Annotated in this window: 13 protein-coding genes; 11 read left to right on the forward strand and 2 right to left on the reverse strand. The window is 32.6% G+C overall.

The window, feature by feature from the left end; all coding sequences use genetic code 11:
- Positions 1 to 7 precede the first annotated feature (7 nt).
- From HW275_RS04780 to HW275_RS04830, 11 genes are all read left to right on the forward strand, one after another.
- A complete protein-coding gene (locus HW275_RS04780; RefSeq protein ID WP_178935489.1) occupies positions 8 to 2,188 on the forward strand; it encodes a heavy metal translocating P-type ATPase in 2,181 nt (726 codons plus the stop codon).
- Positions 2,189 to 2,235: 47 nt separating this feature from the next.
- Positions 2,236 to 2,982, forward strand: a complete 747-nt coding sequence (locus HW275_RS04785; protein WP_178935490.1) for a hypothetical protein — start codon at positions 2,236 to 2,238, stop codon at positions 2,980 to 2,982.
- Between the two features lie 40 nt (positions 2,983 to 3,022).
- On the forward strand, positions 3,023 to 3,310 hold the full coding sequence (locus HW275_RS04790) for a hypothetical protein (protein WP_178935491.1): 288 nt from the start codon (positions 3,023 to 3,025) through the stop codon (positions 3,308 to 3,310).
- A gap of 56 nt (positions 3,311 to 3,366) precedes the next feature.
- Entirely contained in the window at positions 3,367 to 4,053 is a 687-nt protein-coding gene (gene gpmA, locus HW275_RS04795; RefSeq protein ID WP_178935492.1) for a 2,3-diphosphoglycerate-dependent phosphoglycerate mutase, read from the forward strand.
- Between the two features lie 162 nt (positions 4,054 to 4,215).
- Entirely contained in the window at positions 4,216 to 4,623 is a 408-nt protein-coding gene (locus HW275_RS04800; RefSeq protein WP_178935493.1) for a DUF2721 domain-containing protein, read from the forward strand.
- A gap of 103 nt (positions 4,624 to 4,726) precedes the next feature.
- Positions 4,727 to 5,674 (forward strand): hypothetical protein, encoded by a 948-nt coding sequence (locus HW275_RS04805; RefSeq protein ID WP_178935494.1) that lies wholly within the window; start codon positions 4,727 to 4,729, stop codon positions 5,672 to 5,674.
- 225 nt (positions 5,675 to 5,899) lie between these two features.
- Positions 5,900 to 7,237, forward strand: a complete 1,338-nt coding sequence (gene glmU / locus HW275_RS04810) for a bifunctional UDP-N-acetylglucosamine diphosphorylase/glucosamine-1-phosphate N-acetyltransferase GlmU (protein ID WP_178935495.1) — start codon at positions 5,900 to 5,902, stop codon at positions 7,235 to 7,237.
- 133 nt (positions 7,238 to 7,370) lie between these two features.
- Positions 7,371 to 8,363 carry a ribose-phosphate pyrophosphokinase gene (locus tag HW275_RS04815; protein WP_178935496.1) on the forward strand — a complete coding sequence of 331 codons (993 nt, stop codon included), beginning with the start codon at positions 7,371 to 7,373 and terminating at the stop codon, positions 8,361 to 8,363.
- Positions 8,356 to 8,958, forward strand: a complete 603-nt coding sequence (locus HW275_RS04820; RefSeq protein WP_255460017.1) for an L-threonylcarbamoyladenylate synthase — start codon at positions 8,356 to 8,358, stop codon at positions 8,956 to 8,958. Before HW275_RS04815 ends, HW275_RS04820 begins: the two co-directional genes overlap by 8 nt.
- Positions 8,959 to 9,082: 124 nt before the next feature.
- Complete coding sequence (locus tag HW275_RS04825; protein WP_178935497.1) at positions 9,083 to 9,556, forward strand: viral A-type inclusion protein; 474 nt, start codon at positions 9,083 to 9,085, stop codon at positions 9,554 to 9,556.
- 52 nt (positions 9,557 to 9,608) lie between these two features.
- Entirely contained in the window at positions 9,609 to 10,817 is a 1,209-nt protein-coding gene (locus HW275_RS04830; RefSeq protein ID WP_178935498.1) for a GspE/PulE family protein, read from the forward strand.
- 87 nt (positions 10,818 to 10,904) lie between these two features.
- On the opposite strand, the gene HW275_RS04835 is transcribed toward HW275_RS04830, so the two are convergent.
- Both HW275_RS04835 and rsxC read right to left on the reverse strand, forming a co-directional pair.
- The gene (locus HW275_RS04835) at positions 10,905 to 12,398 is read right to left on the reverse strand and encodes an RnfABCDGE type electron transport complex subunit D (protein ID WP_218975089.1); all 1,494 of its coding nucleotides are present in this window, start codon (positions 12,396 to 12,398) and stop codon (positions 10,905 to 10,907) included.
- The gene (gene rsxC, locus HW275_RS04840; RefSeq protein ID WP_178935499.1) at positions 12,398 to 13,771 is read right to left on the reverse strand and encodes an electron transport complex subunit RsxC; all 1,374 of its coding nucleotides are present in this window, start codon (positions 13,769 to 13,771) and stop codon (positions 12,398 to 12,400) included. Before rsxC ends, HW275_RS04835 begins: the two co-directional genes overlap by 1 nt.
- Positions 13,772 to 13,858: the final 87 nt, after the last annotated feature.

The raw sequence follows: 13,858 nt of genomic DNA on the forward strand, positions 1-13,858 counted from the left end.
GAATTCTATGTTAAATAAGAACTATTTGCTGGATTGCGAGATTCTACACGAAATTCGTGGAAGAATCAGAATAAAATCAAGGGCTTTGAAATATCTTGGAGTTCATAAGGAAGAAATAACAAAGCAGCTGATGCAGGTTCATTATATCCAAAGTGTCGAAATTTCAAATATCACAGGTACTATTCTTGTTTATTTTGACAATTTCTCATTAACTGGCGAAAATCTGATATCCTTGATTCAAAATACATTAAATACATATCTGGTAGACATATATAAAAATGAGAAAAGACAGGTATCAAACAAATACGTGATTGAAAGACGCCTGCAGGAAGAATCTCCAAGGAAAATTATAAAAAACATTGGCGCCGCTGCGCTGTTACTTCTGCTGCCAAATCCAAAGACAAAATTAACAGGAATTAGAAGGCTATTCAACTACAAGACTTTGTCAACAGTTTCCTTAGCCCTGCCTGTTTTAAAAAATGGAATTTACTCCTTGATTCAGAATAAGCGTCCTAATGCAGATACACTAAGCTCCACAGCTATTGTCAGCAGCATTATCTTAGGAAGCGAACGCACAGCTTTGACAATTATGATTTTAGAAAGATTTGCGGAACTGCTGACTGTTTATACAATGAAAAAAACACGTGGCGTAATTAAAGATATGTTAAGCGTTGGGGAAAGCTATGTCTGGAAACAGTCTGATGATGCGGAAACAGCCAGAAAAGTTCCAATTGAAGAAATTAGCAAGGGAGATTTGATACTTGTTCAGACTGGGGAAAAAATAAGTGTAGACGGAATAATTGAAAAAGGCGAGGCAATAATTGATCAGTCACCAATTACAGGGGAATATATGCCTGTCACCAAAAGGATTGGGGAAGAAGTTTTTGCAGGAACACTTTTAAAAAACGGAAATATTACTGTAAAAGCTGAAAAAGTCGGAGATGACAGGACAGCTTCCAGAATTATAAAATTAGTGGAAGATGCCTCCTTTAATAAAGCTGACATTCAATCTTATGCCGATACATTTTCCGCACAGTTAATCCCGCTAAACTTCTTACTTGCTGGAATTGTCTACGTTTCAACCAGAAACTTGCAAAAAGCCCTCAGCATGCTTGTGATCGACTATTCATGCGGAATAAGGCTATCAACGGCAACAGCATTTTCAGCTTCAATTAATACAGCGGCTAAAAATGGTATCCTAATCAAAGGAAGCAACTATCTGGAAGAACTTTCAAAATCTGACACAGTGATATTTGACAAAACAGGTACAATTACAGAAGGAAAACCTAAAATTCAAACGTTAAAAACTTTTGGAAAAAATATGAAGGATAACAGAATGCTCGCACTGGCTTCCGCAGCTGAAGAAACTTCATCACATCCATTGGCAAGCGCAATTTTGAATGAAATTAAAAATAGAGGATTAAAAATCCCAAAACATAAGGAATCCGTTGTCAAAGTGGCAAGAGGAATAGAAACTTTTGTAAATAAGGATATTATCCGTGTGGGAAGCCAGAAATATATGGAAGAAAATGATATTTCACTTAAAATGGCAGGTGATATAGTCAAAGGAATGCAAAATCGCGGGGAAATTGTAATTTATGTGGCTAAAAACAGTGATTTAATAGGTGTTATCGGCGTTTCAGATCCTCCTAGGGAAAATATAAAAAAGGCAATGAATCGACTAAGAAATCAAGGAATAGACGATATTGTGCTGCTAACAGGAGATTTAAGACAGCAGGCTGAAACCATTGCTTCAAGAATGTCGATGGACAGATACGAATCTGAACTGCTGCCTGAGGACAAGGCTAAAGATATTTTAAAATTCCGTTCAATCGGTTCAAAAGTTATTATGATAGGTGACGGAATAAACGATGCTCCTGCCCTTTCCTACGCAAATGTGGGAATAGCTCTGGGAAGTTCACGAACAGATATTGCAATGGAAGCTGCCGATGTTACAATAACTTCTGATGATCCGCTACTAATACCGGGTGTGGTAGGTTTAGCCAAAAGCACTGTAAAAATAATAAAACAGAATTTTGCAATGGCAATAGGGATAAACAGCTTTGCCCTTGTGTTAGGCGCAACAGGGCTTCTGCCTGCAATATACAGCTCAATCTTACATAATTCAATAACGATTTTAGTAGTTGGAAATTCATTGCGTCTATTAAAATATGATGTTAATAAATAGGAATTTTTGTATTTTTTAGTATAATTTTGAAGGAGTTTGAATAAATTATGAAAAAACTAACCTTAACAATACTGCATAAATTACCAAACCGTGTCAGATTCAAAATCTCACATGGCATTATTAACCAGAAAAAATTTTTTGAAACGATAGAAGTAGAAACAAAAAATACAGCCTTGCGATATAACAAAATTATAAATACTTTACTTATTACATTTGAACCCGAGGAAATTTCAATAGATGAAATAATTTACCGAACTGCAACCGCCCTGTCGGTTGAGCATAATATGATTTCAGTAAGACTTGTCGAAGATTTTGAGGAAAAATCAGTAGATTCACTGTCTGTTTATTCTGGAGCCGCAATATTGCTCTCTTTCCTGTATGGGCTTGGCAAAAGCAAAGTTGAAAAATTACAGATAGACATAAACAACTTTACAGCAGGACTGACAACCGCAGCAATTATAGAGCATGCTTACAGGGAAACACAGCGCAAAGGATTTTTTGACATTGAAATACTGCCTGCATTGTACTTGCTCAAATCTTACATGGCAAACAGATCGGTTACAGCGATAGCGCTTATGTGGCTTACAACTTTTGGACGGCATCTCGTACTGAATAACTTTTCAAACAAGGAAGTGAGAATTTATCGTCTAAAAGCCAATAATGGAAAATTTCATTATGTCGTTGACGTAAAAAACGATAATTCTATTGAAAACTTAAGCGACTTGATAGATCATATATTTTTTAACAACAGGATGGGTAATGAATCGGATGATAAATATATAGATTTACAGTAAATAAAAATAATAATAAATGAAAATTTGGAGGTATAAAAAAATGATAAAATTCGGAAACATTAAAAAGGAACACTTGGTAGGCGCAGCAATTGGAGTAGGAACTGTGGCAGCAGGCTACTACCTGTATAAAAAAAATCAAAATAAAGTTGACAGTTTTTTAAGAAAACAAGGGATAAACATAAAAACATCTTCGGAAGCGACTTATGATAACATGAATCTTGAAGAATTAATGGCAACAAAAGAACATCTTGAAGATTTAATCGCTGAAAAAGAGCTATCTACAACTACAGCTGTTACAGAAACAGTTATAGAAACTGAAACAAAATAGTAAAATAAAGCCGCTTTTTATTAGTTCAACTGGGGCTTTATCAGGAGGAGGAAACAATGAAACTAGTATTAATTCGACATGGTGAAAGCCAATGGAATCTAGAAAACAAATTTACAGGATGGAAAGATGTGGATTTAAGTCCAAAAGGAATTGAAGAGGCAAAGGCTGGCGGTAAAGCATTAAAGGAAATGGGATTAGTTTTTGATGTCGCCTATACGTCTTATTTAAAGAGAGCTATTAAAACTTTAAACTATGTTCTGGAAGAACTGGATGAGCTGTACATTCCAGTCTACAAATCTTGGAGATTGAATGAGCGTCATTATGGAGCATTACAAGGCTTAAACAAAGCTGAAACTGCCAAGAAATACGGTGACGAGCAAGTCCTTATCTGGAGAAGAAGTTTTGACGTTGCTCCGCCTGCAATAGACAAATCAAGTGAATATTATCCAAAGGCGGACAGAAGATATGCTGGCTTGTCTGATTCCGAAGCGCCGCTAGGAGAAAGCCTGAAAGATACAATTGCAAGAGTTTTACCATATTGGCATTCACATATTTCTAAAAGTTTGCAGGAAGGAAAGAACGTTATTGTGGCAGCTCACGGAAACAGTTTACGAGCTTTGATAAAATATTTATTAAATATTTCCGATGATGATATTTTAAAACTGAACTTAACAACAGGAAAACCTTTAATATTTGAAATAGACAAGGACTTAAATGTATTATCGTCACCAGATTCCTTTTAATCTTAATAAATAAAATTATTTTAAGCAAGGGCAGACTTACAGTCCTTGCGTTTTTATTTTACATTTTTTAATAATTTCAATTATAATTAAAATAAAACACAATATTGAAATTTTAATTATTAAACAAATTTACTATAAAAATTTAAAAGGATGGTGAAAAATATGACTTTGGAAATAACTACGCCTGCAGTTCTTTTTCCTACGGTATCTCTTCTTTTGCTGGCATACACTAACAGATTTCTGGCTCTTACAGCGATTGTAAGACAGATGGATTCGAGTGGGGAAGTGGAGCATGAATTTTATCAGGTTAAAAATTTGAGAAAAAGATTGAATTATATTAAGAAGATGCAGTATTTCGGAGTTTCAAGTTTATTAATGTGTGCTATTTCGATGTTATTTCTATTTTTTCAGGTAGATTTTGTTGGGAAAATCAGTTTTGCAGCAAGTCTGGTGTTGCTTATAATTTCACTGCTGTTTTCTCTTCTGGAAATACAGATTTCTCTCGAGGCTTTAAGGATTCATTTGAATTATAATGAGAGTGATACTGAAATTGAGGAAAAAAATAAATAATTGATTTGTCTAAAAACTGTATGTATTTAAAATTACAATAAAATAAATAAAAAACTCAAATTATTGAACATATATAAATAATAAATATTTTGATGGAGAAAAAATGAAAGAATTTTTATTAAATTTAAAAAATAAAGATAAAATTGGAATTTACAGATTTGATACTGATGGATTTTCTGTTGGAAATATTCTAAAAATTTGGGACAATTACTTGCTTTTAAAGTCTTATGATACTCAAAATAATGAAGATGGAATGAAAATTTATCAAATTAATAAAATTCAAAGAATTATTTTTGATTCAGACTATATAAAAAATTTAGGAACTAACTTATTAGATAAGACAGAAAGCAGCTATAAATGGTTGTATAAAGAGAATTTAAACTTCATTGATGATATTTTAGAAAATATTATAAAAAATAAAACATTAGTTTTTCTGCATTTAAAAGATGAAACAACAGAAATTTGCTATATTACTAAAAAAGTTGGCGAAAAATATTTTTTGGAAATATTGGATTACAATTTGAATGTAACTTCTAAAGAAATTATTTTTAAAGACTATATTCGGCTGATAAAATTTTTTGATAGAAAAAAGATAAATAAAAATTTTGAGATTCATAAAATTAAATTATTTGCTGGAAAAACTTATATTGGAAATATTGTTATGGAAAACGAAAATTTTTTAGTTTTAAAAGAAATTCCTGATTTTGCAGCTGAAAAATTTGTAACAGTTATCCAAAAAGAATTTATTGAAGAAATATCTAAACCATTTACTGAGATTAAGTATATTGAAAAAATAAACTTAAATAAATATTTTGAAAACATTAACAAACTAGATTATCTTTCAATTTTAAAAATTTGTCAGAAAAATAAGTTATTTATTTTTATTGACAATGAAGATTTTGAAGACAGTAAAGTTGGGATAGTAACAAAATTGGAAAATAAAAGACTACAATTAAAAGTATTGGATAAAAATTTACAATTTATTAAAACGTTGAATATAAATTATTTAGATATTCATATTTTATATATAACAGATTATTGTTATGCATAAGGTTACATCTCGTTAAATTTAAAGTTTTTTGCAATACATTTTAACAAATAAAAAACTTTTCCATAATATTTGAATAAATCAGAAAAAATTGATATAATTAACTTGTAAAATAATTTTAATGTTAGGCTCAAAAATTTGAGTTTTTTTAAACACTATATTTTTTTATAGCTTGAGTAAATTAAAGACAAATGTTTTATTGTTGATTATTGAATTGAAGGAGGAATGATGATTTCGTTAATTTTGGCGGCGGGAAAAGGGACTCGTATGAAGTCCGATCAATCAAAGGTTTTACACAAGGTGAATGGTATTCCGATGATTAAAAGAGTTGTGAGCGTGCTTGAAAATATTGGGAATGAAAAAAATATTTTTATTCTAGGGCATAAAAAAGAGGATGTTCTGGCTGAAATGGGAAATATCGCTTATGTTACGCAGGAACAGCAACTTGGGACAGGTCATGCAATTTTGATTGCAAAGGATAAAATTAAGGAATATGATGAAGATGTCCTTATCACTTATGGTGATACACCATTATTAAAAGAAAAAACATTGGAAGAACTGAAAAAAGTATTTAAGGAAAAAAATCTTGACTGCATTGTGCTTTCATGTAAAGTTAAAAACCCATTCGGATACGGACGAATTGTTAAAGAAAATGGCACAATTTCAAATATTGTCGAAGAAAAGGAAGCGAATGAAGACGAGAGAAAGATAGATGAAATTAATACAGGCGTATATATCTTTAAGAAAGAAAGTTTGCTCTATGCAATTGAAAAAATTGACAATAATAACTCAAAAGGTGAGTATTATTTAACAGACGCCATAAAAATTTTATCAACAGAAGGCTATAAAGTTGACAGCTTTCAAATTGAAGATGAAGATGAAATCTTAGGAGTAAACTCAAAAGCCCAGTTGGCACAGGCAAGTAAAATTTCAAGAAATAGAAAAAATACTGAACTTATGGACAATGGCGTAATTCTAATTGATCCAGATGCAACTTATATTGAAGATAGCGTTGAAATTGGGCAAGATACTATAATTTATCCAAATGTTACAATTCAAGGAAATACAAAAATCGGAAAAAACTGTGAAATCCTGGGAAATACAAGAATTGAAAATTCTGTAATTGCTGATAATGTGAAAATAGAGGCTTCTGTTGTCGAAAAATCTACTCTTGAAGAAGGAGTAACTGTTGGGCCGTTTGCACATTTACGTCCAAAGGCGCATTTAAAACAGACTGTACATGTGGGAAACTTTGTGGAAATAAAAAATGCTACGCTTGAAAAAGGTGTAAAAACAGGGCATTTGACTTATATCGGAGATGCTGAAATCGGGGAAGATACAAATATTGGCGCAGGGACAATTACTTGCAACTATGACGGAAAAAATAAACATAAGACAAAAATTGGAAAAAATGCCTTTATTGGAAGCAATTCAATAATTGTAGCACCTGTGGAAATCGGGGCTAAAGTCTTAACAGCTGCAGGTTCTGTCATCACAAAGGATATTCCTGATGAAACGCTTGCATTTGGAAGGGCAAGACAAGTAAATAAAGAAAAAAACAAGTAAAACATTTGGAAAAATGTCAAAAAATCAGAAAATGTTATAAAACATTTATTATGTAAATTTAATACCTTATAATTTAATGGAAAATAAAAATGCTTTAATAAAAATTCAAAATATAGAGAGAAAGGGAAATGAAATGATAACATTAACCAAGGAAGACAAGAGCAGAATAAGAATATTTGCAGGAACATCAAGTGAAGTTTTAGCGCAAAAAATTGCAAAATATTTGGATATGGATTTATCATCTGCTGAAATTGTAAGATTTGCTGATGGAGAAACTTTTGCAAAGTCAAATGAAAGTGTACGTGGATGCAAGGTGTTTATCATCCAATCTACTTCAAAACCTGTAAATGAAAGTATTATGGAGCTTTTAGTTTTTATTGATGCGATTAAAAGATCATCAGCCAGAGAAATTATTGCGATAATTCCTTATTACGGATATGCAAGGCAGGACAGAAAGGCAAGTCCGCGTGAGCCAATCACATCAAAACTTGTTGCAAACCTGCTTACTGTTGCAGGAGCTACAAGAGTAGTTACAATGGATTTACATGCAAGACAAATTCAAGGATTTTTTGACATTCCAGTGGATCATATGGAAGCATTGCCAATTTTGGCTAAACACTTTATAAAATATGGATTCCACCCGGAAGATACTGTTGTTGTTTCACCTGACGTTGGAGGCGTAAAAAGAGCAAGAGGGCTTGCAAACTGGCTTCATACACCGCTTGCAATAATTGACAAAAGACGTGCGAAGGCAAATGTTTCGGAAGTTATGAACATTATTGGAGATATAAAAGGGAAAAAAGCCATTTTAATTGACGACATGATTGACACGGCAGGAACAATTTGCAATGCGGCGCAGGCTCTGATTGACAAAGGAGCATCGGAAGTTTACGCATGTGCTACACACGCCGTATTCTCAGATCCTGCAATCGAAAGATTAAAAAACTCAGCCTTTACAGAAGTTGTGGTAACTGACACAATCCAATTGCCTGAAGACAGAAAATTCGACAAATTGAAAATTTTATCAACAAGTAAAATGTTGGCGGAAATAATAAAAAGAATTGCTACAAATAATCCAATAAGCGACTTATTTGAAATGCCGGTTGATGATGGTAACGATGACTAAAATTCAAAATGCAGTAAATATTTTAAAAAAGGGAGGAGTTGCCATATTTCCAACGGACACTGTTTACGGGATAGGCACTCTTCCAGAAAAAAAATATGTGGAAAAAATTTATAAAATAAAAAAAAGGGATTTTTCAAAAAAAATAATTGCATTAATCAGCGATAAAAAAATTTTGTCAGAATTAATAGATGAAACCGATGAAAATATGAAAAAAATTGAAAATATCCTTGAAAAATACTGGCCAGGAGAACTAACTGTCATCTTTCAGGCAAATCAGAATTTCACAAAAAATTTTGACAAAAATATGGAAACAATCGGAATTCGCATTCCAAAAAACAAAACTGCCCTGGAAATAATAAAAAAATCTGGAGGCGTTTTATTAACCACAAGTGCAAATATCTCAGGTGAAAATGCTGTTACCAAGGCTAAAAGCCTGAGTAAAGAACTGTTAAAAAATGTGGATGCCGTCGTTCAAAATGAAAATACGGAATTGACAGGCAACCCCTCTACAATTGTGAAATATGAAAATGGAAAATTCTCGTTATTGAGGGAAGGTAATGTTTCATTTACAGAAATAATGGAAAATTTTAAATAACTACACTGAATTAAACTATTAAAGTTAAACAATTTTAATATGAGCAAGTAAAAAATAGTTTTTTATTTTAGTTTTAAGATAAATTGCTATAAATATAGAAATAATAAAACAGAAAGGAGCTTTTATGGCAAAAATGGTAAATCCTAACACAGTAAGCAACATGGATTTAATAAATGCAAAATCGCAGGCTAAAATGCAGCAGATTGTACAGAAAATTGGAAAGGGAAAAAGAAAAGTCAATGTTACATTTTCTAAAATGTCAAGAAGTTATTTGACAAGAATGATCGAGGAAATGAGAAAAATGATGATCCAGTATGAAAAACAGCTGCCAAATGTATTTAGTTTCTTCAAATATTTGGAAAATGAAGTAAAAATAACAAAGGCAAATAAAAAGGAAAAAACTAAAAACGTAAAACTTTCTTATGAAGAAGTTGACTTTTTTAAATTGCAGCTAAAGGAAACATTAAAGGGGATTGACGCTCAACGTGCCACTTTGAAATGGTACAATTTAATTAAGAAGGCATTGTTTAAAACATTGAAAAAACAGACAGAATTAGTGCTGGAAGAATTTAATGCCGGAAGCGTAAAAAAGAAATAATTAAAAATAAATACACTAAAAAATATAAAATTGGGAAGGAAAATTGAGGACAATGAATGAAAAAATAACTGAAAAAGTAAAACTGAAGGATATTTCTGATAATAAAAAAAATAATATGTTATCAAACGACACAGTTTCTTATCTAAATGAAATTGTAAAAACAGGATTTAGGGAGCGTGCCAGCGATATTCACATAAAATTTGACTTGCTGGAAGGAATGGAAATAAAATACCGTGTTGACGGATACCTTAAAGAAAGCCAGAAATTATATGAATCTGTAAATAAAAAGATTCTTGAAAAAAATATTACAGAAATTATTGCCAGAATAAAAATTTTGGCGGGAATGAATGTTGCAGAGAAAAGAAAGCCGCAAGATGGCAGCTTTTCTTTTTTATTGAATATAAAAAATCTTAACAAGCGTTACGACATAAGAGCCGCCTATATGCCGACAATTGGTGGAGAAAGCGTAGTTTTACGTATTCTGGAAAACTATCTGGAAGATATAAGCCTTGAAACACTGGGATTTTCAAATCAAAGCATAGCAATGTTAGATGAAATTTTAACTAGGAAATACGGAATGATACTCGTGAGCGGACCAACAGGCTCTGGAAAATCTACGACTTTAAAATCCTTAATAAATATGTTAAATGACGGAAGAAAAAAAATTATAACTGTGGAAGATCCTGTTGAAAGCAAAATCGACGGAATTGTTCAGATACAGGTAAACCAGAATATCGGAGTAACATTTGCCGAAGTGCTGAAAGCCACATTAAGAAATGATCCTGATATTATCGTAATTTCAGAAATCAGGGACGAAGTTACTGCAGAAATCGCTGTAAGGGCAGCATTAACAGGACATCTCGTAATTTCCACAATTCACACAAACGATGCAGTTTCCACATTAATTAGGCTAATGGATATGGGCATTCCGAAATATTTGATACTAGATTCATTAATTGGGGTAATTGGACAGCGGCTCGTTGGTAAAAAATGCCAGAAATGTATGGGAAAAGGCTGTGATGAATGTTCCAGCGGATACAGCGGCAGAATTTCAATAAATGAAGTGCTTGTGCTGAATCAGGATGTACGGAATATTTTAAAGGAGGACAACCATCTTGGATCTGAAACTAAGGATAAATTGAAAATATTGAATCATAAATATGAAAATCAGAAATGCTTTATTGATTTTATGGAAGATGCGGATGAGAAAATTGAAAAAAATTTGATTTTTGAAAAGGAAAAGACAAGTATTATTTTTTAAAAAAATGCAAGGATTTTTATTTTTATTATCCTTGCACAAATTTATTTTTCAGGAAATTAAGCCAGTTATTTGACTAATTTCCTTTTTTTATTTGAATTTTCTGTTTTTATTTCTGTCGTTTCTTATTAATCTCAGTGTTAATACTAAAATATATAAATAAACTAGATATGGAATAGCTCCTATTTTATGTAATCCTATAAAAATTAGTGCAAAAGCAAGTATTCCCAGCGTAAGCAATATTCCTTTTCCAATCTGTTTCCCCGCTTCTTCTTTCACATCGTACCCAAATACAACTGGACGGAACACCTTATTTATAAATCTCGTAAATGGATTTAGGATTAACAGTACATACGATAACGTTTCATTTTTTATTCCAAGCACTGACAGAAGCGCAATTACAATACCCATCATTATTCCATAATAAATCTTTCCGCCTGCAAATGCTGGACTTGTCGGCATATCAGTCGCCATAAATATTCCTGTTAGCAAAAGTCCTCCCGTTGAAACAGAAATTCCACCTTTTAAAAACATTGTAGCAATAAACGATGTAACAAGCAAAGTTACTGGAATGTGCCATGAAATGCGGTTCTTTAGTAATAAGTACAACCCTCCCAGAACTAATGCAAATACAGAATATGAACCTAACGAACCTGAAGAAGTTAGCAATAGTTCATCTAAATAGCTCATAAGCGGTGTTTTCTGAAAATTTACAAAGAAATTTATTTTTGATAATCTTAGTGCTTCCTGACTAAACCAGATTGTTCCAGAGGACATTACCGCTGGAAAAAAAACTATCATAAATTCACGTCCTACTACCGCCGGATTAAGCACATTTTTCCCAATCCCCCCATACATCAGCTTCCCAAAAATTATAGCCATGCTCGCCCCAAAAGCGGCAACTGGCAATGGAGTCAGCGGCGCTAACGTCAAAGCCAGCAAAATTCCAGTTATAACTGCCGATAAATCGTGTGTGGAATTCTTGTCATTCAAAAATATTCCTGAAAACAGCTTTTCAGTTACTGCTGCTGATAAAACCGAAACCGCTATTACTAGGAGGGCTGTTAGCCCATAAACGATCCCAGCCGCAATTATAGCTGGAAATAAGGCTATAATTACATCTTTCATAACGTCTCTCACTTCAACATCTGTTCGCACGAATGGAGTAAATGAAATTTTTGTCTTTTGTCTTTTTTTAAAAAAGTTTCTTATTATTTTTTTTCGTTTAAGCTTTTCATCCTGTTTCTCTAAATTTTTTTCATTCGTTGCATTTGATTTTTCCTGTAATTTTGATTTACTTGTATTTGCACTTACGATTGCCTTTATATTTTGCTTTTCCTCATTTTTTACTTTTTTATTTTCTTCTTTTTCAATTGTTCCTCTTTTTAATTTCTCATTCCGTGTTTTTTCCAGTTTTATTATTTTTCCGCTATTATTCAAACTTGACTGGCTAATCTTTCTTTTTCCCCATAATCTTTCATTTTCTGAATTTGAAACTGTATCATCACTCTCTAAAAGCCCATTTTTAATTTTCTTGTTTTTTACATCCAGTATTTCTTCCAGCAACGATTTTTCATCTGTCATCACTTACTCTCCTCCATTTCCGACAAGATTGCTTTTCCTGTTTTTATGCTTTCTATTAGCGGAACTCTGGACGGACACACAAATTCGCACGCTCCGCATTCAATGCAGTTCTGAATATTTGCTGCGACCATCTGTTCGTATTTCCCCTTTTCATAATAATCTGCAAACTCAAAAGGCATAAGGTTCATTGGACAGGCTTCCACACAATAACCACAAGAAATACAGTTTTTCCTTTCAATTTCTTCTGCGCTTAAAAACAATATTCCAGAAGTCCCTTTAATCACAGGCACTCGTGAATCAAAAATTTCCATTCCCATCATAGGCCCGCCAAAAATAACCTTTTCTTCATTCCGAATATCCAATTCTTTTACAATATGATAAAGCGGCGTCCCGAATTTTATTTTGTAATTACCTATATTTCTCGCTTCTTCCCCAGAAACTGTAACAACTCTCTCTATAAGCGGTTTACCTTCAAAAAACGCATCATAAATCGCTTTTACTGTACTTACATTGCTCACAACTACGCCTTTTTCCAGCGGCAGTTCTCCTTTTCGGATTTTTTTGCCTGTAACGGTGTTTATCAGCTGCAGTTCGCTCCCCTGTGGATAAATTGTCGGTAACAGCTGAATTTTCAAGTCAAATTCTTCCTCTTCTCCCATTTCTTCAAATACTTTGACTAACTCGCTATTTTCCTCTTCTATTCCAATTACTATTTCCTTCGGGCTCAGCAATTTCTGTATAACTTTCAGCCCACGGAAAATTTCCTTCGTGTAATTTTTCATAACTGAATAATCAGAAGTCAGATACGGCTCACATTCCGCCCCATTTATTATAAGCGTTTCCACTTTCCTAAATTTTATATCATATTTTATATGGGTTGGAAACTGTACCCCTCCAAGCCCGACTATTCCAGCCTCTTTTATTATCTTAAAAATTTCATCTTTTTTTATTAGCTTCAAATCTCTAAGTTCCCTTTTTACAAGGCTTTCTTCACTATTCTTAAAATCATTTGCAATAATAACGGTTTTTACTTTATTTCCATTTGCAATAAAATGCTCAACAACATCAACAACATCCCCAGACACTGGCGAATGTATATTAGCCGATATGCTGCCTGAAATTTCTCCTATTTTCTCATATTTTTTTACGTAATCACCAATTTCCACTACTGGAATCGACGGGCTTCCTATATGCTGTAAAAGCGGAACATACAAAAGACTTGAATCGTTAAGTTCCTTTAATTTAGTATTTTTTGTCATCGGCTTCATTGACTGATGCTTTTTTGCTGACTTTTTCTTCTTTTTCTCTGTTTCATCGACATTTTTATCCAGGAGAATATCTATTACTCTCCTTATGCTTATATTTCTAGCCATTTCTCTCTCCATTTTTTATTCTCAATTTTTTAATTTATAATCTCAATTCTTTAATAAAAGACAATTTTTCCTATAATAAATTTTGAC

The organism is Leptotrichia sp. oral taxon 223 (genome assembly GCF_013394795.1).
Classification (GTDB): domain Bacteria; phylum Fusobacteriota; class Fusobacteriia; order Fusobacteriales; family Leptotrichiaceae; genus Leptotrichia.